The following is an 18700-nucleotide window of genomic DNA, read 5'->3' as shown; positions in this document are numbered from 1 at the left end:
CCGGCTGTGAGCAAGGAAGCCGACCTCGAATCCGACGTCGAAGAGCCCGGCGGCGACCGGCCGGCCTGGTCGCGGTGGGTGATCATCGGCGGCGCGATGCTCGCCGTGCTGCTGATCGGCGCCGCGATCGGCGTGTTCGCCACGCGGCTCACCGATGGCGACGACTCCGCGGCGGCGACACCCGGCGCCGGCTCGGTCGAGGTCGGCTTCGCGCAGGACATGTCGACCCACCACCTGCAGGCCGTCACCATGGCCAACTGGGCCCGCGACCACACCACGGACCCCGAGGTGAAGCAGCTCGCGTTCGACATCGAGAGCACCCAGACCGAGCAGGTCGGCCGCATGAAGGGCTGGCTCATGCTGTGGGACCAGCCGGAGCAGGCGACCGGCGCGTACATGACGTGGATGACCGAGCCGATGGGCCACGGCATGCAGATGGCGACCCTCTCCCCGGGGGGAGGCGCGCCGATGCCCGGCATGGCCACCGACGCGGAGCTGGCGAAGCTGCGCTCGCTGTCCGGCCGCGCGATGGACGTGTACTTCCTGCAGCTCATGCTGCGTCACCACGAAGGCGGCACGGCGATGGCCCAGTACGCGCAGGAGCACTCGAGCCTGCCGGCGGTGAAAGCGCTGTGCCAGAGCATCCTCACGTCGCAGGGCGCGGAGATGGACCAGATGAAGCTGATGCTGCAGGCGCGCGGCGCCCAGCCGCTGCCGGCGTCCTGAGTCTCGGAGTTCGAAGGGCCGCTCCCGTTCGGGGGCGGCCCTTTTTCAGCGCCTTTCCCAGTCGGCGAACGGGATCCGGGAGATCTCGCGGACGTCGCCGACGGTGCCCCACTCGTCGCGGCCCAGCCGGGCGAGCGGGCGCAGCCGTTCGATGAGCGGGTGGTCGCCGTCGAGCACGTGCTCGGCCACCGCGATGTGCACCACCCGGCCGAAGACCACCGTCGAGACGCCGAACCCGACCGTGCTGTGCAGCTCGCACTCGAACGCCACCGGCGACTCGGCCACCCGCGGCGGTTTCACCCGCAGGCTCGGCTCGCGCGTGAGCCCGGCGGCGTCGAACTCGCTGTGCTCGGGCGGGAAGTCGGTACCGGTGTCGTTGATCTTCTCGAACAGCTCCTCGGGCGCCAGGTTCACCACGAACTGGCCGGTCGCCTCGACGTTGCGCAACGTGTCCTTGCGCCCCACCGACGTGAACTGCAGCACCGGTGGCGCGGCCGAGGCCACGGTGAAGAACGAGTGCGGGGCGAGGTTGTCCACACCGGTACGCGACGTGCTCGACACCCACGCGATCGGCCGCGGCACCACGGTCGCCGTGAGCAGCCGGTAGAACGCGAACGGGGCGATGCCGACGGGATCGAAGTCCTTGCGCATGGCTCAGGTCTACCAGGCCACCGCTAAGCTGCCCGACGCCGATCAAGGGGGTTCGCGGTGGATCAGATCGCCCTGTACTACCCGTACATCCACGTCCGAGACGACCGGTGGCTGAAGTACGCGGCGTTGTACTGGCCCAAGATGGCCCGGCTGCGCCCGGCAGGGTATCCGGCCCTCGATTCCGAGGAGTCGCACACGCTCGGCTCGGACGCCGGCTGGCTGGTGGATCTCGCGCCCCCACCGTGGGCCGCCGAAGAGGTCGGGCTCCCGTTCCTGGAACTCATCGCCACCCACGGACGGGAGCTGCGGGAGCGGTTCGGACTCGAGCCCGGCAGGAACCGGCTTCCGGTGCCCGGTCTGACCGAGCGGCCTCGCCGGTCGGTGCGGCCTCGCCGCTCGATGCTGCCCCGACCACGCCAGGAGGTCGATCTGCTGGCCTCGTCGTGGCACGACTACGTCCACGCCGACAAGGTGTCCGCTCGCCTGATCGAAGCGGCGGTGGACACCGGGCTCGCCACGGTCGTCGAGGGCCACGGCGGCCTCTGGGTGGGGATGCACCCGGAGCTCGTGGACGTCTACACGTGCGCCCTGGTCGAACGCATCGCGGCCGAGAACCGCCTGCACCCGGTCACCGACCAGGCGCTGCACCACACGGCCGCGTCGGGCTGGACACTCGAGCGGCTCGCCGACGTGCTCCTCGGCTCGGCGCCCGCCACCGCGGGCCACCCGGACGCGGAGGACGCGTTCGTGTTCCTCGCCTTCGAGACCGTCGTCCCCTTGGGACTCGAGCGGGTGCCGGTCGAGAAGATCATCGAAGTCCGCACGAAGTTCGGCGCCGAACTCGACGCCTTCCGCCGGTACGTGACTGAGCAGTCGCAGCGGCTCGCGCAGCTGCAGGACGTGCGGGACCTGGCCGTATTCCGCGAGTACCTGCGCACCGAGGTCGACCACGCCGTGACCGAACAGCTCAAGCACCTGAGCGAGCAGCTTCGCAGCGTCGGCCTGGAGTCGGTGAAGGCGGTCGGCAACGTGAAGTCCATCGCGCCACCCGCACTGGTCACGATGGCAGCCGACGCGGTCGGGCTGTCGCCGGCGATCGCCGGTTCCGCCACAGCGGCCGCCTGCGTGCTGGCCGCTCCGGTCCAGTGGCGGCGCGAACGCCACGCGGCCATCCGCGAATCCCCGGTGGGCTACCTGTTCCGCTTGGACCGCGAACTCAGCCCGGCCAAGCTGAATGACCGCTTGCGCCGTGCGTGGCCCGCGCGATGACCCGGGTGATCTTCCTCGGCGACTCGTTCGTCCAAGGTGTCGGCGACCCGGAACACCGCGGCTGGGTCGGCCGCGTGCTGCAGGCCACCGGCGGGGCCGTCACCGGCTTCAACCTCGGCATCCGCCGCAACACCTCCGAAGACGTCCTGCGCCGCTGCTGGCCGGAGGTCGAAGCGCGGGTGGTGCCGGACGAGGACAACCGGCTCGTGGTTTCCTTCGGCAGCAACGACATGGTCGAGGAGAACGGCACCGTGCGCGTGGCTGCGGACCGGTGCGTGGCGAACTTGGCTTCGCTGCTCCAAGAATCCGCGCTGCGGGGCATCCCGGTGCTCGTGGTGGGCCCGCCGCCGGTCATCGACGCGGGTGCGGCCCACTTGCGCCGGACCGTCGACCTCGCCGCGGCGATGGCGGGGTTGTGCGCGGCGCGGAACGTGCCCTTCGTCGCCACCACGGAAGCGCTGGCCGCCGACCCGGTGTGGACCTCGGAAGCCCTCGCGCGCGACGGCGCGCACCCCGGCGCGGGCGGTTACCGGCGGCTGGCGGAGCTGGTGCTGGCCGGCGGGTGGCCCGGGTGGATCAGCGGCTGAGCTACCAGGACAGTTCCTGGCACCGGGCCGCGTGCGGCCCCTCCACCTGCAGCGTCGCGTGGCTGATCGAATACCGCGACGCCAGCAGGTCCTGCGCCTCGGTCAGCACGGCGGACTGCTCGGCCTCCCCGCTCATCGTGAGGTGAGCGGAGGCGACCTCCATGCCGGAGGTGAGCGTCCAGACGTGCAAGTCGTGGACGTCGGAGACGCCGGGGAGGGCGGCGAGCTCCGTACTGATCTCGCCGACGTCGACGCCCGTCGGGGCGTGCTGGAAGAGGATGCGCAGCGCGCGGCGGGCCAGGGTCCACGTGCGCGGCAGCACGAACAGGCCGATGGCGACACCGATGATCGGGTCGGCGTAGCGCCAGCCGGTGGTGAGGATGATGGCGCCGCTGAGCAGGACGCCCACCGAGCCGATCAGGTCGGCGAGCACCTCGAGGTACGCGCCGCGGACGTTGAGGCTCTCACGGGCTCCGCCGCGCAGCACGAAGAACGACACGACGTTCGCGATCAGGCCGGCGCCGGCGGCCAGGAGCACGGGCAAGCCCGGCACCTCGGGCGGATCGGTGATGCGGCCAATGGCTTCGAAGAGCACATACGCGGCCACGCCGAACAGCAGCACGGCGTTGCCGAGCGCGGCGAGCACTTCGGCGCGGTACATGCCGAAGGTGCGGCTGGCCGTCGGGCCGCTGCGGCGGGCCAGGACGATCGCGGTGAGCGCCATGCCGACGCCGAGGACGTCGGTGAACATGTGGGCCGCGTCGGAGATCAGGGCGAGCGAGCCGGTCGTGAACCCGACCACGCCCTCCAGTACCATGAACCCCGCGCCGATGACGAGGGCGACCACCAGTGCGCGGAGGTAGCGTCCGGAAGCGCTCGCCGGGGCGGCCGTGTGCCCGTGGCCGTGCCCCATGCTTTCGCCTCCCTCCGCAGGTCAACGGCTCCTGTCCGCAATATATAGTCGCATGCGCATATATGCAATACAGGTAAGCCTAAGTTCAGGGTAATCGCCCAGGTGGAGCCAAACCCACCCCCCGGATGAGTACTCCCGAAGGCTGGGACAGGGGTTGCGTTCAGCGCACGAGGCGGAAGAACCCGCGCACTTGCTCGACGAGCGACGCCGGCTGCTCCATCGCCGCGAAGTGACCGCCGCGCGGGAGCTCCTCGAACCACCGCAGGTCGGTGAAGCGCAGCTCCGCCTCGCGTCGCGAAGGCCGCGTGATCTCCTTGGGATACAGCGAAATCCCCGACGGCGCCGTCACCTTGTCGCGGAAGCTGCCGAAGCTCTCCCAGTACAGCCGCGCCGACGACGTGGCCGACGCCGTGAACCAGTACACGGAGATCGCGTCGAGGATCTGGCGGCGGGTCAAGGCGTCTTCCGGGTGGCCGTTGTTGTCCGTCCACGCCCAGAACTTCTCGGCGATCCACGCGGCCTGGCCGGCGGGCGAATCGGTGAGGCCGTAGCCGAGCGTCTGCGGGCGCGTGGACTGCTGCCCCGAGTACCCGCGGCCCGTGCGGCCGAACTCCTTGGCCGCGGCCAGCGCCGCCACCTCCCCGGGCGTCGGGTCGTCGAACTGCCCCAGCGGCGCGGCCGCCATGTTCACGTGCACACCGGCGACGCGCTCCGGCGCCACCTCGCCGAGCGCGCCGGACACGGCCGAACCCCAGTCGCCGCCCTGTGCGCCGTAGCGCTCGTACCCCAGAGACACCATCAGCCGGTCCCACGCCCGCGCCGTGCGCTCCACACCCCAGCCCGCGCGCACCGGCTTGTCACTCCACCCGTACCCGGGCAACGACGGCGCGACGACGTGGAACGCGTCCGCCGGGTCGCCGCCGTGCGCCCGCGGATCCGTCAGCGGCCCCAGCACGTCCAGGAACTCCAGCACCGACCCAGGCCACCCGTGCGTCACGACCAGCGGGAACGCGTCCGGCTCGGGCGACCGGACGTGCAGGAAGTGGATCCCCAGCCCGTCCACGGTCTCCCGGAACTGCGGGAACGCGTTCACCCGGTCGGCGAACCCGAAGTCGTACTCCTCGGCCCAGCTGCGGCACAGCTCCCGCGCATACGCGAGCGGCAGCCCCTGCGACCAGTCGTCCACGGTCTCGGCCTCGGGCCAGCGCGTGCGCGCGAGCCGTTCCCGCAGGTCCCGGACGTCAGCCTCAGCCACCTCGACCTTGAACGGTTCCGCCGGCACCGCTGCTCCCTCCGTCGACAAGATCGACGCTAGCAGCCCCCGCGCCGGAAGGTGACCCTCCGGCGCAGCGGGGAAACGACCATGCGCTAAGCTCGTCCGGTCGCGTGAGCGATGAGCCCTCGTAGCTCAGGGGATAGAGCACTGCCCTCCGGAGGCAGGTGTCGCAGGTTCGAATCCTGCCGAGGGCACCCCATGGGAGCGGGAAAAACCGCTTCTGACCAGCTTTTTTGCGCCTGAAGCGATTTTTCCCGTCCTCCGGCTGTCTCCATCAACACCCGGCTCTACACGGGTGCTTCTTCCCAATACCTTCCCAAGGGATCACTGCTCCGGCAGTCTGCCTCGCGGCTGGTGGCCGAGGATCTTCTCGATTCGTGCCCGGTTGGCCGCTTCTCCTCCGTCGAGAAACGTCGCATACACCTCCATGAGCACGCCGACGGAGTGGCCTGCCCAGGCCGCGACCTCCGCTGGGTCCACCCCGGCCGCCAGCCGAGTACTGACGGCCGCATGACGCAGGTCGTACGGCCGCGCCGCGAGCGGCGTCGCCTGGACCTCCTCGGTCAGTGCAGCCTTGCGGGCGGCCCGCCATGCGCGGGTGTAAGTGATCATCGGGATTTCCCCTCCTCGCTCCGCGCAGAACAGCCGGCCATCAGGTCCGAAACCGAACGTCCGAATGTGCCGCCACAGCAACCGGGTCAAGTCCGGTGGGAACGACACGGGGCGCCCTTCGTCGTCGCCTCGCGACTTCAGGGGACGCTCGTCTCGCGGCCTCCCAGTGTTGGTCCACCTCCCCCCGGCGTGAGGTTCGGCCTTTTCCAGGTGGAACTCGCCCCAGTCGTACACGTACTCCTGGGTCTGTTCGTTCCATACAGGCTCCGGCAGGGACGACAGGTTCCGCTTGTTCAACGAAACGGCTTCCTCGGGCCGCAGCCCGGCGTAGTACATCGCGCCGAAAAACGCCTCCAGCCTCGGCCCGCTGCGCGGCAGTGCGCCGACGGCAGCCAGCAACGTCCGCGCTTGCACCGGGTTGGGCACTGCACGCTTGTCGACTTTTCGCTTCCCCTTCGGCATGGCCGTCCACTTCACCGAGCTGAGCGGGTTCGCGTCGATCAGCTTCTTCTCGATCGCGTAATCGAGTGCGTTGAACAGCACCCCGCGTGTCTTTCGGGCCACGCTCGGAGCGAAGCGTTTGCCGTCCAGCCGCCGCGTCACTGCCCGCTGCAAGGCGCGCAGGATGTCCGGGTCGCTGACGGCCTTGACCGACAACGTGTTGCGGGCCAGCCACTCCAGAACTTTGCGCACATCGGCCGGCATGTCGTGCCCATTGCGGTACTCGGTGTTGTACCCCCACTGTCGTAACGCAGACCGCACGACCTTCGCGTCGGGCTCGTTCTTCCCCTCCTTCACGAACACCGGCATCACGCGAATCAGCGCCTCAGCCATCGTCTGGCGCGCGGTCGCGGCTGCGTCGGGCCATTTCATGTCGATGTACTCCTCGGTGAACCGGTACCAGCTCAGGTCTCCCTTCGGCCGCAACATCGACGGCGGCAGACCTGACACCAGGTCGAACGCTTCACCTGCGCGCTGAGCCGCCAGCAAGGACGACCGATGCCCGTCAGCCTGGGCGTAGAGCTTGAAACTCTCCTTGAACACCTCCTGCTCGACCTGCCACAGAACGCGGTAACTGGTGACCTTCTTGGCCGCGTTGAGCCGAGTCTCGAGCTTCCACACTCGGACCTTGTATGACGAACTGATCAAGCGGCAACCTCTCGTTCTTCCAGCCATGAATCCAGGTCCGCGCGGCGGATTCGGACACCGCCGTTCGGAAGCTTGATGCAGCGTGGAGCGCACCGTTTCGCGCGCCACTCGTAAAAAGTGGACTGCGCCACGTCCAGCTCTTCGCAGACGCTGGCGATGGTGAGCAGTTGTCGTTTGCCTGATGTGCGGTGCTGCTGCGGCATTCGGGTCCTCCAAGACGCCCGGCGAGCGGGCACGACGAACCGCCCCAACGGGACGGTGTGGGAGTGGGTTACGTGGCGCCACCTTGGTGACGCTGGGTAGGCGCTCACCCAAGGACGGCTGGCAGGGTGGCGATGCGGGTTTGGCAGCTGGGGCGGGGGGTGCCGGAAGAAACCCGCAAAACCCGCAAACCCGCAAAGTGGCCTCTGATCTGCGGTTTCACTTGCGGGTTTTGCTGCGGGAGGTTGGCGAGAAACCCGTAAACCCGCGGGTTTTGCGGGTTTCTCAGTCGAGGTTGATGGAGAAACCCGCAACCCCCTGCCAGCCTCTTTTTCCTGATCAGAGCCCTGCAGAGTGATCGTTTGCGGGTTTGCGGGTTTTGCGGGTTTTTTCTCCGCCTGTGTTCCTAGAGCGCTTGTCGCTCGACCCACCAGAGCCGACTGTTGGCGTGGCTGTCGGTTGCGCTGCGTAACACCACGTCGCCGTGCCAGCGGTCGATCTGGCCCCGCAGCCGCCACCCCAGGCTCTTCACGGTGAGCGGCTTGCCGCGCCGGTCGGTCGGGAACGTCCCGGCCCAGGGATCGGTCCCTCCGGTCGGCTCGCCGGACTGGCGCAGCTGCTGCGAGGTCAGCCGGACGTCGCCGTGGACGTCGTCCCAGGCCATCAGGAACGACCGCCATTCGCTGTCTTCCTCGTCCAGCTCCCGCACGGATTCGGCGTTGGTGAGGAACCCTCCGATCTGGTGGTGTTCGAGGAACCCGCCGAGGTGTGTGGCCCAAGGGGTGAACTGCCGCATCTGCGGCACCTGCGCGGCGGTGGGTGCCCCGTTGTTGGTCCAGTCGAGGATCAGGATCAGCACATGCCGCAGCACCGTCGCCCGGTTGCCCGGGTCGAGGATCCACGAGTCGAGGTTCGGGATCGTGAACCCGGTGCGGGCCTCGGGACGGGGGCAGTTCGGGTCGAGCCGCACCCACACCGAGCGGGATGCCATGTCCCCGCCGGTGCGGAGGTTGTTGCCGGTCGCCAGCCACAACCGGTCGTTGATGAAGTTCGCCGCCGCGTTGGTGCCCAACCGGCGATCGGTCCAGTTTCGTTCGGTGACCAGCCGCGCGAGCACGGCGGAGTTCACCATGGAGCCCTCGGCGAGGTTGTCGAACACGATCACCCCGACCGAGTCGGCCAGGACCGTGGTGATGGCCTTGCGCAACTCCTCCTCGGAGTCGGTCCAGGTGAGCACCCGTTGCCCAACCATCAGCCCGACACAGCCGGCCAGGATGGTTTTCCCCGACCCGGGCATCGACGCTTCGATCATCCCGAAGGGCGACAACGCCCGCGTGTAGGGGCGGATCAGCGGGGTGACCAGCAGCGCCAGGTAGTTGGCGCGGTCGGCGTCACTGCGCCACGGGAAGTCCCGCAGGAACCGGTCCAGCAGGAATTCCCGAGACTCGGCCACCTCGGCCTTGGTGGGCTGCTCGGGAACCCGTCCCAGGTGCTGGTTTCCGGCCAGGTAGTAGCCGGTCGCCTGGTCGTAGCCGGGGTCCTGCAGCAGCGTGCCGTCGCGGCGCAGCACCGGCGTGGAGATGATCCGGTGCAGCACCGGTAGTTTCGGCCACGACCGGCGCGCGAGCACGGCGTTGAGCACGGTGGCGTTCGGCGTGGTCTCCACCTCCTTTCCGTCTCGTTTGACGTCGATGACTTCGGCGTGCTCGGCCAGCAGCGAGGCGAGCAGCGGCGGTTTGAGCACCGACGCGGTGATGGGCAACGCCACGTCGGCATCCCCGGCCTCGGTGTCCTCGGTGGCGCCGGAGATCTCCTCCACCACCACCGGGTCGCCCTCGCACACGTAGGTGTTCGGGATGATCCGGTCGTCCAGGGCGCTGGTGAGGACCCGGATGGCGTCCGGGTCCTCACCGATCCGCAGCCGCGGACGCCCCGAGTCGCCCAGTGGCCACAGCGACCGGGCTTGTGCGGGTGTGCTGGCCATGGCGTTCCCTCCGTCGTGCGGGTAGAGCGGTCGAGCCCCGCCACCCCGGCAGGCTGTGGGTGCCGGGGCAGCGGCAGGTCACGCGGCGATGCGACGCCGGCGGCCCACGCGGCGGCGCTCCAGCGAGGCGACCGCCGCGCCGACCAGCCATTCGGCGGCGGGCGGGGTGACGCCGTTGCCGAGCTGGCGCACCCGGACGCGCTTGCTGGTGCCAGTGATGACGTAGTCAGGGGTGAACGCCATCGCAGCCTGGACTTCCGGCACGGACAGCATCCGGAACGTGCAGTCCTCGACGGCGGGCGCTTCGCCCGGCCAGCCCACGAGCGATTGGTGCCCGGCGGTGGTGAGCCGCACGGGCTCGGTGGCGGGCGTGCACATCTGGCCGGGGTTGCCGCGGGCGGTGTTGTGCCGCACCAGCATGTGGTGGTTGCCCGAGGCGCACACCGTCGCCAGCGGCTCGGCGACGTCGCGGGCGTCCGAGCCACCGCCGCGCAGTTCGGCGATGAACGCCACCCCGGCGGTGTCCACAGTGGTCATCGTCGGCATCGGTCGGGCGGCAGGCCGCGCTGTCCCGGTGCCGTAGTACGGGACCACGAGCGCCGTTTCGTGCCGCGCGGTCTGTGTGCGCATCGGGTCGTCCGTGCTGGTGGCGTGCTTGCCCTCCCTGCCCTCCAACGGGACCAGCAGCCCCTCCCACTCACTGGTGGTGCGGGTGCGGAACGGGTCGGCGACGATGCGGGCGTCCTCGTTCCGGCTGCCGCCGCTGGGCACGAGCAAGGCGCGGGTCTGCGAGGTAGTCAGAGTCGCGGTCGGCCAGTCGGCTGGCCACGCGCGCGCGTAGCCGGAGCCGGGGCGCACATGGGTGTTGCCGGTGGCCTCGAACGTCATCGGCCGCGCGTAGCGCTGCAACCCGGCCCGGATGCGACTTATCGTCTTCTCCGACAGCGGGTCGCGCCGGTCGCCGATGCGCTCTCCGAGGGCGGACCAGTCGATCACCGCCGCTGCGGGCAGCACGTACGGCTCGACGATCGCGTTGCGGCACTTGGTGTTCGGGCAGCGGTAGAGGTACTGCTGCCGGTATCGGCCGACCGTGCGGCCGGGCTTCCACCACTGCACCGCCGCCACCTCGACGTCGCAGGCCGGGCACCACGCGGCGGGCCGGATGTCGAGGTCCGGCACCGGGTTGCCCTTGCGCCAGAACACCACGTACATCCGGTCCCGGCTCTGCGGCGCGCGCGGAACGGCGATCGCCGGGGCGTGCATGCTGTTGAGCGAGACGATCCGGTGGTCGTAGCCGAGGCAGTCCATCGCGGCCAGCCACGCTCGGAACGGCTCCCACTTCGCCGCGTCCACCACGTTCTCCACGATCACGACGTCGTGGCGGTGCGCCTCGACGAACCGTGGCACGTCCCACATCGTCGCCCGCGACCGCTCGGCCACGTGGTCGGGCACCTCCTCCTCCCCGAACAGCACGCCCTGGTTGCGGTTCTTGGCCCGCCGCTTGCCCTTGGCGATGGAGTGGTTGGTGCACTCCGGCGAGGCCCACAGGATGTCGGTGCGGCGGTAGCGGCGCGGGTCGACCTGGGAGATGTCGGCGCAGTCGTGGTCGCAGTCGGGGAAGTTGGTCTGGTGGGTTTCGATCGCCTGCGGGCTGTGGTTGGCAGCCATCACCAGCTCCACGCCGGGCACGGCCGTGGCTCCAAGCCCGGAGCCGCCGGCGCCGCAGAACAGGTCAGTCACGGTGTACATCAGCAGACCTCCGGTGTGGTGGTTGGTGTGGTGTCGACCTCGGTGACGGCGCGGAAGCCCTCGGCCAGCAGCGCGAGCAGGGTGAGCGCGTGGACCCGGTGCCAGAACTCGCGGACGACCGGTTCGGGCACCGGGCGCGCGCGGTTGGCGTTGCGGGCCAACGCCACGGCAAGCGGGGCCCGCACGATCACCGCGACCGGGACGGCGGCGGGCTGGCGGGCGAGGGCCAGCCAGGTGCCACGCTCGGCCGCGGTGGTGGCGGTGGCGTCGATGATGACCTCGCGCTCGCCGGCCAGCAGCGCGCCCGCGATCGCGCGGACCATCGCGACGGCGGCCGGGGTGGCGGCCTGGTCATGCTCGTGGCGGCCGAGCACGGCGCGTTCGCGGTACAGCGACAACCGGGTCCCGAACCTTCCGTCCGCCAGCTGGCGTTCGCAGTAGGTCGTCTTGCCGCAGCCGGGCCCGCCGACCATGACGCGCATCAGCGGGTCGTGTGGCGCGCTCACGAGGCCGCGCCGCGGCGGTCGATGGCCTCGATCCAGACCACCGCGGTGGCCGCGACGTCGAGCAGCTCATCCCGCAGTTCCGCCGGGGCGGCTTCGGCCAGCGCCTCGTAGACCTCTTCACGCAGGATGTGCAGCCAGGTCAGGCGACCCTCGGCGCGGGCCAGCTCGGTGGTGAACCGTGCGGTGTAGGCGGCGTCGGCGGCGCGGCGCAGCACTCCGGTCAGCTCGACGTCGGGGCCGGTGCCATCGGGGTGGTTCTGCTCGCCGAACGTGGCGTCCTGCTGGCGCCGCCGGTCGGCGACCTCCCCGAGCACGGTGGCCGTCGAGAGCGGTGTCGTCGGTTGGATGGCGGTCATGGCGGTGGCTCCCTTCCGGAAGACGGGCACGAGAAGGGCCGGGCACGCGTGGTGCCCGGCCCTTCTCGGTGTCCGATGTGGTCAGAGGTACTGGCTGGCGCAGCGGTCGCAGACCCGGTGGTGGCAGGTCGTCACGCGGCCACGTGTTCGGCGTTGTAGAGCGACCAGCAGTCCTCGCAGTCGCACGACCGGTCGGTGCCCGGCTCGATCAGGGCCGGGTCGGGCTGCGCCTGGTCGAACGGGGTTTCCGAACGCCAGGTTGGGATGACCTCCGGGGCGCCCGGGTCGACGTCGGCGCAGTCGCAGCGCGCCATGCTGCAGGGCGCGGTGTCGCCCTTCGGCGACGGGGCGTGGAAGCTGTCCAGGTGCCCGCAGGCGCAGCGGTGAACGATGGCGGCCATCGGTGTCCTCCTTGGTGTTCAGGCGGCGCGGCGGGTGCCGTGTCGCGGCTTGATCCGACGGGGGTTCTCCGCTCCGGCGCGCAGAGCGGTGCCGATCACGCCGTCGTCCTTGACGGCGGATTCGGGGGTGTTCCAGGCGGCGACCGCGGCCCGCAGTTCGGCGCGGGCGTAGGTCTCGTCCAGCAGCCGGGCCCCGGCGAGCTGGCCGAGCGCGTAGGCCGCGGTCGACAGCGCCTTGTTCCGGGTGCCTGGCGGCGCACTGCGGACGCGGTCGCACTCGGCCTGCACCGCTGCGGCCACGTAGGAACTCGGCGCGGCTACGGCCGTCTGGTCGCGCCCTGAGACGGCCGTAGAGGCGCGTTCGACGGTGGCTTGGACCAACCACCCCGGCAGCTCGACCGGCTCGGTGTCGTCGAGCAGTTCGTAAGCGCCGTCGGGGCGGAGCGAGCCGGGGGCGAGGGCGTAGCCGCCCCACCCGCGGGTGTCGATGTTGCTGGCGAGGTGCTTGACCGTCGAGCGCAGGTGGCAGCCGGGGGGCGCGGTGTAGAGCAGGTGCCGGCCGCCGGTGGGGGTGGTGACGGTGTAGGTGTCGGGCAGCGGCCCGCCCCGCTCGGCTGCCAAGGCCTGCAGCTGGGTCCAGCCGTCCGGGTCGTGCTCGCCCTTGTGCCCGGGTTTGGGCTGGTCGCAGTCGAGCAGGAACAGGCATGACGGGCCGGGAAAGAGCGCGATGTTGTAGGGCACGGGCTCGGACCACTTGGCCCCGACCTTGTCCAAATCCGAGGTGGCCAAAGACTCGGGGGTGACGTGCCCGGCCGCGCACACCCCCGACGCCGGGCAGTCGTCCTTGCCGTGCCAGCAGGCGGCTTTGGTGCCCGGCCGGCACGGGAAGACCTTCCACCCCCTGCCAGCAATCTCCAACGCGGCCGCCCGCAGTGCTGCGCGTTGTGCCTGACTCATCCGCTGATCTCCTTTCGCCAGTTCGGATTCGGGTCCCACGCCGGGATGTCGGGCAGGTGCGCCCCGCAGCAGCGGGCCAGCCGATCCGCGACCGACTCCAGCTCGGACACCAGACAGCCGGATGCGGCAAGGCAGTCGGCGAGGGCCGGGAGCGTGGCCGAGGCGTATAACTCGCGTGCGTTCCACGCGTCGGCCACGACCCGGCCGGCGCGGCGGGCGGGGCCGGGTGCGGCGTGCGCGTGCTCGGTGAGCCATGCGGCCACGTCGGCCGCGCGGTACTTCGTGGTGTCGGCCACCGCCGATCACCGCCCTTTCGGTCAGAACGGGGGTGCGTCCGACGCCGGGCCGCCGGTCGTGGGGGCCGAGGACGCCCACGCATCGCCCGTGCTGCCGCCGGTGGTGCGGTCGGGGCGGGCGGATGTGGCCGGGTGAAACAGCATCGACAGCGCGGCCTCGCGGACTTGCACGTCGAAGCCGTAGCGCTTCTCGCCGGTGTTCTTGTCCTCCCACTCGGACTGGCGCAGCTCGCCGGTGACGAGCAGCCGGTCGCCCTTGCGGCAGTCGGCGACGTTCTCGGCCTGGCGACGCCACACGGTGCAGCGCATGAACGTGGCCCCGGCATCACGCCACTCGCCGCTGTCCTTGTCGAACCGGCGATCGTTGGCGGCGAGGGTGAACGAACACACCCCGGCACCGGCGGGGGTGAACCGCATCTCCGGGTCCGCGGTCAGCGTTCCGGCCATCGTGATCTCGGGAAGTCCAGCCATGACAAACACTCCTTGCTCGGGGCGGGTGTGGACAGCACGAACTCGCCCCGGCCACAAAGTCGGGACGTCGCGAGTTCGCACGACGTGGGGTTGGTGCGCGCGTTCGTGGTCGACGGTGCAGGGCTGTCTGCTGGCAGGTGGGGGGTCAGCAGCAGGCGCTTATCGCCTGCCGCCTTTCGTGTCCGCGTCACGGCGCGCGCGGGTGAGCTCCTCGTTGTCGCGGGTGATCGACTCGTGCAGGTCCCACGGGTTGCCTGCGGGCTTGGGGTCGGGCCGGCCGCTCATGCCGCGGCCCCCATCGCACTGAGCGCGCGGGCGGCGTCGTGGGCGGCGCGGGCGCGGGCCTGGTCGGCGGCGCGCCAGATCACCACTGGGAACGCGCCGTCTTCGCCGGGGCCGGCGGCCCGCAGGAACGCATCGCCCGGGCGTGCGGGGTGGGTGTAGGCGAACCAGCGCAGCCGGAAGGTCTGGGCGTCGGCCCGGTCGGGCGTGGGCAGGTCGAGTGCGGGGCCGGCGGCGCGGATCATGTTTACCGCCGCGACGGGGCGGGTGACGCCGACCGCGAGGATCGCACCGGTGGGATCGGTGAGCACTGCGGGAGCGTGGACACGCAGGCACGCGAACACATCGGTGGCAGACAGGTCGGGAGCAGGCAGGAACATTGCGGATGTCCTTTCTGGACAGAGTTCAGGCGCGAATGCCGTTCAGTCGCCCTGCACGGATGAGTTGCGGTGCGAGGGTTTCGATCCGGCGCCAGTGGCGGGCGACCGCGGCCCGAGCCAAGGACCGGGCCCTGCCTTCGGACAGGCGTGTGTCGAGGCCGCGGTTCACGTGGCGGAAGTTGCCGATGTCGTGGGAGGCGTTGCCCCGGCTGGCGCGCCCGGCGCGGTGGGCACGTAGCCAGCGGTCTTCGGCCTCGAATCCGCCCCAACAGCCGACGGCGTAGCCGGTGAGGTTGTCCGGGTCCCATACGACGGCGCAGTGTCCGGAATCCCCGGTGTGCACGACCTCCCGGATCTGGAGTCCAGCGTCGGACCAGACGGCGGCGTGGCCAAGTTCGTGGATCGCGATGCGTAGCTGGTGCGGGTCGGTGGGGTCGCGGCGGGGGCTGAACCATCCCATGCTCAGCTCCTCTCGAACGTCACGTGGTTTTCCCGACTCCCGGCCGACCCGATGGTCGCGATCAGGGCCGGACTCACGCGGCCACCGCCGGGCGGGACGGTGTAGAGCAGGTGCCGGCCATCGGCAGCCGGAAGGTCTGCGCGTCGGCCCGGTCGGGCGCGGGCAGATCGAGCGTGGGCGGCAGCGAGCTCGATCTGTGCCGGCTGAGCGGGAGCGGTGGTCATCGAGTGTTCCTCCTTCTGGTGGTGCGGGCGGGTGGTGTCGAGGCAGCGAGCGGTGGAGCCAGAACCCGCTGGGCAACGGCCCGGGGCGGGGGTCAGTTGAAGCGGCTGCCCGTGAGGCGGCCGGTGCGGGCCAGCTCGCGGGCGTGGCGTTCGATGCGCGACCAGTTGGCGCGCACCAGGTTCTGCGCCTGGCGCTCGTACCAGCCGCCGTTGTGCGAGCCGTCCCGTTTCTTGCGGCGGAAGTCGGCCCAGTCGGAACGGGCTCCTTGCCGCGCCCACGAGAGCGCGGCAGAGCGGGAGTAGCCGTGGTGGCGGTGCATCCACTCGGCCCCGGCAGCCCAGCCGCACAGCATCATGACCAGGTAGCCGTCCACCTTGGCCTGATCGGATGCCTCGATGCCGTCGGCGTCGACCTGCCCTTGGTCGCCCCAGATGCGCACGGCGTGTACGCGGATCCCGGCGGCGGCGCAGCCGATCGCGTGCCCGACCTCGTGCGCGGCGATCGCGAGCCGCGCCTCGGCCTCTTCTCGGTCGCGTTCGGCCTTGCGGTCGCGGGTGGGGGTCGAGCTGAACCAGCCCATAACAAACCTCCAAAATGGTCACGGAATGTAGTCACAGTGGGGCGTGTGAGGGTCTGCGGGAAATGGGGTGCGCGCGGGTTACGGCGGGGGTTACGTCCGGCCGGGGCAGTTACGATCTAACTTCGGCCGTCACTGCCGCTGAGCTGCGCTAGTTACGGAGTTACGCGGTTACGTGGACCTGCGGAAGGCCTCCTGGACCCGCGGTTGCGCGGGTCCAGGAGGTGTGGGTGGTGCGTAACTTCGGCTACGCACCGGTGGTGTCCTCGGCAAGGTCGCGCCGGGCGATCGCGTCACGCACAGTGACAGGATCGATGGGCCACCTGTTGCTGGTCGAGGGCACCTTGATGCCGTGGTCGCGGTCGAGGACGGCGACCAGTTCGCTGCGGCCGAGCCGCTGGTAGGCGGCCCAGTCGGGGTCGAGGTCGCGCAGCAGCGCCACCACTTCCCCGGCCGGCACCTTGTTCTCCCCGAGCACCGCGGCCAGGTCGGCCAGCAGGTCTCGAGTTTCCTCCGGGGATTCGACCTGCGGTTTTGTCTTCGTCACGGCCTGGCGCAGGGCCACGGCGCGGGTGATGATGTCTTCCGCGTCGTCGCCGTCGATGAAGTGGGTGCGCACCACCATCGACGCCTGCCCTTGCGGGAGCGGGACGCCTTCGCCGGCGACGACCAAGGTGCCCTTGTCCAGGCCCATCCGCAGCTCGTGCGGCACCGCACCGCCGGCGTTGACGGCCTTGTCGCCGATGGCCATGCGGGACTGGGACTCCGACCCAAGGACCAGGCCACCGCGGATGTGGGCGCCCTCGCGGACCAGCTTGGGCAGGTTCTGATCCGTCGGGTCCTGCGTTCCCTGCCACAGCACGACATTCACCGCCCGGCCCTGGTTCTGGATCTTGCGGGCGGCCATGAAGTAGCGGGACTCGTTGGTCTGCCCGCCGTAGGGCCTCTTCTCGTCGTCCTTGAGCGGGTTCATGAACGCGTTCTGCGCTTCGTCCACAATGCACACGATCGGCTCAAACGGGCCGCCCGGTTTGGCCAGCTCGCGCGGGACACCGTTGCGGTACTTGTCGCCGTCGAAGGACATCAGCCGCTTCTCCATCTCCTCCACGGCCCACTCCAGCATCTCGGTGGCGGCGATGGCGTGCTGGTCGGACGGGCCTTCGATCAGGACGTCCGCCCGCGGCTTGAACATGCGCCAGTCCCCGATGCCCTTGAGGTCGGCGATGTAGAACCGCACCGACGGGTCCAGCGCCATCCACAGCGCCAGCGCCCGCAGGGTCGCGGTCTTGCCCTGCTTGGACACACCGGTGAGCAGCAGGTGCGCCTGCAGCAGCGGCATCAGCACCGCGTCGCCGCGCAGGTCCACGCCCCACGGTGCCCGCCCGCCGTAGAGGTCGGCGGTGAGGCTCGGGTCTGTGACCAGCGGCGATGGGCCGATCGGCTGGTCCAGTGCCCCGGGGTCCGCCGCCCACACGCGTACCGTGCGCGGGGCGGGCGGGGTGGACAGGAACACCTCGTGCTCGTGGCGGCCCATGTTCTCCGCGAACTTGCGGCGCTTGCGCTTGACCTCCTCGGTGTCCACCCCGGAGGGCAGGTGCACGTCGAACTCGACCCCGCAGCCGGCCAGACGGATCGGGCCGAGCATCGCCGCGCCGCCGTCTTCCATCTGCTCGATCTTCTTGCGCAGCTCGGAAATCCGCAGGTCACGCAGCGCCGTGACCACCACCGACGGGGTGATGGACACCTCGTCGACAAGCTTGGCCGAGGCTGGGCGGAACATGTCGGGCACCGACTGGGAGCGGCGGCCGAGGTTCCACAGGTAGGTCACCAGCCCGGCCGTGCCGGCCAGTACGAGGAACGCGCCGTAGGTGGCGACGAACCACACGCAGAACGCGATCGCGTCGATCACGCCGGTGATCGGGTCCAGCACCCCGCCCTTGCCGGCGATCCACAGGATCAGGCCCAGGACCAGCAGCAGCACCGTCGTGGAGAAGGTCAGCAGTGCGGCGGCCTTGGCGATCTGCCACGGCGAGCGGATCCAGTCCATCGTCCGGTCGTGCCGGCGCTGCTTCTCCGCGACGTCGCGGGCCTCCCATTCGGCGACCTTCTCGTGTTCTCCGGCCAGCTCGGCCGCGCGCATCATGCGCTCGTAGCGGGACGAGCCGTGCGTGTCGCGCCACCGCTTGATCGCCGCCGCGGCCCCCAGTGTCGGGTACACCAGCACGTTGCGGCCGACGAACTTCAGGGTGCTGAGGGTCCGCTCGTGCCGGACCGCGGTGATGGCGTGCGTGCCGACCCACAGGGCCTGGCGCTTGTACTCGCGCATCCGCCATTCCATCTGCGCTTTCTGGCTGGTGTAGAGCAACCACTCCTCGTCGGAGACGAGCTCGCCCTCGATCGCGACGGGGGCGGACTCGACCACGCCCGGCTCGGTGGACTGGTGCTGGTCAGTGTGGGCGCGCAGGGGGTGGACGGTGGCCAGTTCCCCCGCCGGCCCGGCAGGCGTGCGGGTGGACTCGGTCCCGGTCTCGCGGGCCGACTCGGGCGTGGACTCGCGCCCGGACTCAGGCGTGGTGCGGTTGTTGTCGTGGTCGGTGGGGTTCATCGCGTTGGGTGCCCTTCGTGCGGGTGGACTGTGCACGACGCGGGCAGGACCCAGCACCGACCGGCAC

21 protein-coding genes and 1 tRNA gene are annotated in these 18700 nt (G+C 70.4%); 4 read left to right on the top strand and 18 right to left on the bottom strand.

What is annotated here, in order from left to right; genetic code table 11:
* The first annotated feature begins 6 nt into the window (after positions 1-6).
* Positions 7-726 carry a DUF305 domain-containing protein gene (locus tag I6J71_RS05595; protein ID WP_204093736.1) on the top strand — a complete coding sequence of 240 codons (720 nt, stop codon included), beginning with the start codon at positions 7-9 and terminating at the stop codon, positions 724-726.
* A 45-nt stretch (positions 727-771) separates the two neighbouring features.
* Here I6J71_RS05595 and I6J71_RS05590 read toward each other — a convergent pair whose 3' ends face one another.
* Positions 772-1377, bottom strand: coding sequence for a flavin reductase family protein (locus I6J71_RS05590; RefSeq protein WP_204093735.1), 606 nt, complete (start codon positions 1375-1377; stop codon positions 772-774).
* 57 nt (positions 1378-1434) lie between these two features.
* Between I6J71_RS05590 and I6J71_RS05585 the strand changes: the two genes are divergently transcribed.
* A complete protein-coding gene (locus I6J71_RS05585; RefSeq protein WP_204093734.1) occupies positions 1435-2646 on the top strand; it encodes a DUF6236 family protein in 1212 nt (403 codons plus the stop codon).
* The gene (locus tag I6J71_RS05580; RefSeq protein WP_204093733.1) at positions 2643-3233 is read left to right on the top strand and encodes a GDSL-type esterase/lipase family protein; all 591 of its coding nucleotides are present in this window, start codon (positions 2643-2645) and stop codon (positions 3231-3233) included. Before I6J71_RS05585 ends, I6J71_RS05580 begins: the two co-directional genes overlap by 4 nt.
* Position 3234: 1 nt before the next feature.
* On the opposite strand, the gene I6J71_RS05575 is transcribed toward I6J71_RS05580, so the two are convergent.
* Together I6J71_RS05575 and I6J71_RS05570 are read right to left on the bottom strand one after the other, a co-directional pair.
* A complete protein-coding gene (locus tag I6J71_RS05575) occupies positions 3235-4146 on the bottom strand; it encodes a cation diffusion facilitator family transporter (protein WP_204093732.1) in 912 nt (303 codons plus the stop codon).
* Between the two features lie 160 nt (positions 4147-4306).
* A complete protein-coding gene (locus I6J71_RS05570; protein ID WP_204093731.1) occupies positions 4307-5428 on the bottom strand; it encodes an epoxide hydrolase family protein in 1122 nt (373 codons plus the stop codon).
* Between the two features lie 115 nt (positions 5429-5543).
* Here I6J71_RS05570 and I6J71_RS05565 point away from each other — a divergent pair.
* Positions 5544-5616, top strand: a tRNA-Arg gene (locus I6J71_RS05565).
* A gap of 130 nt (positions 5617-5746) precedes the next feature.
* Here the strand turns inward: I6J71_RS05565 and xerC are convergent.
* The 15 genes from xerC to I6J71_RS05495 all read right to left on the bottom strand — a co-directional run bounded on the left by xerC (position 5747) and on the right by I6J71_RS05495 (position 18633).
* Entirely contained in the window at positions 5747-7156 is a 1410-nt protein-coding gene (xerC, locus tag I6J71_RS47670; RefSeq protein WP_239154456.1) for a tyrosine recombinase XerC, read from the bottom strand.
* A gap of 23 nt (positions 7157-7179) precedes the next feature.
* Entirely contained in the window at positions 7180-7386 is a 207-nt protein-coding gene (locus I6J71_RS05555) for an AlpA family transcriptional regulator (protein ID WP_204093730.1), read from the bottom strand.
* A gap of 404 nt (positions 7387-7790) precedes the next feature.
* On the bottom strand, positions 7791-9368 hold the full coding sequence (locus I6J71_RS05550; protein WP_204093729.1) for a hypothetical protein: 1578 nt from the start codon (positions 9366-9368) through the stop codon (positions 7791-7793).
* Between the two features lie 78 nt (positions 9369-9446).
* Complete coding sequence (locus I6J71_RS05545; protein WP_204093728.1) at positions 9447-11117, bottom strand: DNA cytosine methyltransferase; 1671 nt, start codon at positions 11115-11117, stop codon at positions 9447-9449.
* Complete coding sequence (locus tag I6J71_RS05540) at positions 11117-11599, bottom strand: ATP-binding protein (protein ID WP_204093727.1); 483 nt, start codon at positions 11597-11599, stop codon at positions 11117-11119. Before I6J71_RS05540 ends, I6J71_RS05545 begins: the two co-directional genes overlap by 1 nt.
* Positions 11600-11619: 20 nt before the next feature.
* Positions 11620-11979 carry a hypothetical protein gene (locus tag I6J71_RS05535; protein ID WP_204093726.1) on the bottom strand — a complete coding sequence of 120 codons (360 nt, stop codon included), beginning with the start codon at positions 11977-11979 and terminating at the stop codon, positions 11620-11622.
* A 131-nt stretch (positions 11980-12110) separates the two neighbouring features.
* Complete coding sequence (locus I6J71_RS05530) at positions 12111-12380, bottom strand: hypothetical protein (protein ID WP_204093725.1); 270 nt, start codon at positions 12378-12380, stop codon at positions 12111-12113.
* Between the two features lie 18 nt (positions 12381-12398).
* Entirely contained in the window at positions 12399-13337 is a 939-nt protein-coding gene (locus I6J71_RS05525) for a bifunctional DNA primase/polymerase (protein ID WP_204093724.1), read from the bottom strand.
* The gene (locus I6J71_RS05520) at positions 13334-13633 is read right to left on the bottom strand and encodes a hypothetical protein (protein ID WP_204093723.1); all 300 of its coding nucleotides are present in this window, start codon (positions 13631-13633) and stop codon (positions 13334-13336) included. Before I6J71_RS05520 ends, I6J71_RS05525 begins: the two co-directional genes overlap by 4 nt.
* Before the next feature lie 21 nt (positions 13634-13654).
* On the bottom strand, positions 13655-14104 hold the full coding sequence (gene ssb / locus I6J71_RS05515) for a single-stranded DNA-binding protein (RefSeq protein WP_204093722.1): 450 nt from the start codon (positions 14102-14104) through the stop codon (positions 13655-13657).
* Positions 14105-14263: 159 nt separating this feature from the next.
* Entirely contained in the window at positions 14264-14389 is a 126-nt protein-coding gene (locus I6J71_RS49665; RefSeq protein WP_255570767.1) for a hypothetical protein, read from the bottom strand.
* On the bottom strand, positions 14386-14766 hold the full coding sequence (locus I6J71_RS05510; RefSeq protein WP_204093721.1) for a hypothetical protein: 381 nt from the start codon (positions 14764-14766) through the stop codon (positions 14386-14388). The genes I6J71_RS49665 and I6J71_RS05510 overlap by 4 nt, the downstream gene beginning before the upstream one ends.
* Positions 14767-14791: 25 nt before the next feature.
* Complete coding sequence (locus tag I6J71_RS05505; RefSeq protein WP_204093720.1) at positions 14792-15226, bottom strand: hypothetical protein; 435 nt, start codon at positions 15224-15226, stop codon at positions 14792-14794.
* A 316-nt stretch (positions 15227-15542) separates the two neighbouring features.
* Positions 15543-16031, bottom strand: a complete 489-nt coding sequence (locus tag I6J71_RS05500) for a hypothetical protein (protein WP_204093719.1) — start codon at positions 16029-16031, stop codon at positions 15543-15545.
* A 244-nt stretch (positions 16032-16275) separates the two neighbouring features.
* A complete protein-coding gene (locus tag I6J71_RS05495; protein ID WP_204093718.1) occupies positions 16276-18633 on the bottom strand; it encodes an FtsK/SpoIIIE domain-containing protein in 2358 nt (785 codons plus the stop codon).
* Positions 18634-18700 lie beyond the last annotated feature (67 nt).

Origin of the sequence: Amycolatopsis sp. FDAARGOS 1241 (assembly GCF_016889705.1) — a bacterium.
In the GTDB taxonomy this organism is placed as follows: Bacteria; Actinomycetota; Actinomycetes; order Mycobacteriales; family Pseudonocardiaceae; genus Amycolatopsis.
The sequence above is the reverse complement of the archived record's forward strand: the minus strand, read 5'-3'. Positions and strand labels throughout refer to the sequence as shown.

What these genes read in the sequence shown, in the direction of transcription:
- I6J71_RS49665 (WP_255570767.1), bottom strand. Translation starts at nt 14,389, where the DNA reads ATGAGCGGCCGGCCCGACCCCAAGCCCGCAGGCAACCCGTGGGACCTG.
- I6J71_RS05535 (WP_204093726.1), bottom strand. Translation starts at nt 11,979, where the DNA reads ATGACCGCCATCCAACCGACGACACCGCTCTCGACGGCCACCGTGCTC.
- I6J71_RS05540 (WP_204093727.1), bottom strand. Translation starts at nt 11,599, where the DNA reads ATGCGCGTCATGGTCGGCGGGCCCGGCTGCGGCAAGACGACCTACTGC.
- I6J71_RS05555 (WP_204093730.1), bottom strand. Translation starts at nt 7,386, where the DNA reads ATGCCGCAGCAGCACCGCACATCAGGCAAACGACAACTGCTCACCATC.
- I6J71_RS05575 (WP_204093732.1), bottom strand. Translation starts at nt 4,146, where the DNA reads ATGGGGCACGGCCACGGGCACACGGCCGCCCCGGCGAGCGCTTCCGGA.
- ssb (WP_204093722.1), bottom strand. Translation starts at nt 14,104, where the DNA reads ATGGCTGGACTTCCCGAGATCACGATGGCCGGAACGCTGACCGCGGAC.
- I6J71_RS05525 (WP_204093724.1), bottom strand. Translation starts at nt 13,337, where the DNA reads ATGAGTCAGGCACAACGCGCAGCACTGCGGGCGGCCGCGTTGGAGATT.
- I6J71_RS05590 (WP_204093735.1), bottom strand. Translation starts at nt 1,377, where the DNA reads ATGCGCAAGGACTTCGATCCCGTCGGCATCGCCCCGTTCGCGTTCTAC.
- I6J71_RS05545 (WP_204093728.1), bottom strand. Translation starts at nt 11,117, where the DNA reads ATGTACACCGTGACTGACCTGTTCTGCGGCGCCGGCGGCTCCGGGCTT.
- I6J71_RS05495 (WP_204093718.1), bottom strand. Translation starts at nt 18,633, where the DNA reads ATGAACCCCACCGACCACGACAACAACCGCACCACGCCTGAGTCCGGG.
- I6J71_RS05530 (WP_204093725.1), bottom strand. Translation starts at nt 12,380, where the DNA reads ATGGCCGCCATCGTTCACCGCTGCGCCTGCGGGCACCTGGACAGCTTC.
- I6J71_RS05580 (WP_204093733.1), top strand. Translation starts at nt 2,643, where the DNA reads ATGACCCGGGTGATCTTCCTCGGCGACTCGTTCGTCCAAGGTGTCGGC.
- I6J71_RS05505 (WP_204093720.1), bottom strand. Translation starts at nt 15,226, where the DNA reads ATGGGATGGTTCAGCCCCCGCCGCGACCCCACCGACCCGCACCAGCTA.
- I6J71_RS05550 (WP_204093729.1), bottom strand. Translation starts at nt 9,368, where the DNA reads ATGGCCAGCACACCCGCACAAGCCCGGTCGCTGTGGCCACTGGGCGAC.
- I6J71_RS05510 (WP_204093721.1), bottom strand. Translation starts at nt 14,766, where the DNA reads ATGTTCCTGCCTGCTCCCGACCTGTCTGCCACCGATGTGTTCGCGTGC.
- I6J71_RS05500 (WP_204093719.1), bottom strand. Translation starts at nt 16,031, where the DNA reads ATGGGCTGGTTCAGCTCGACCCCCACCCGCGACCGCAAGGCCGAACGC.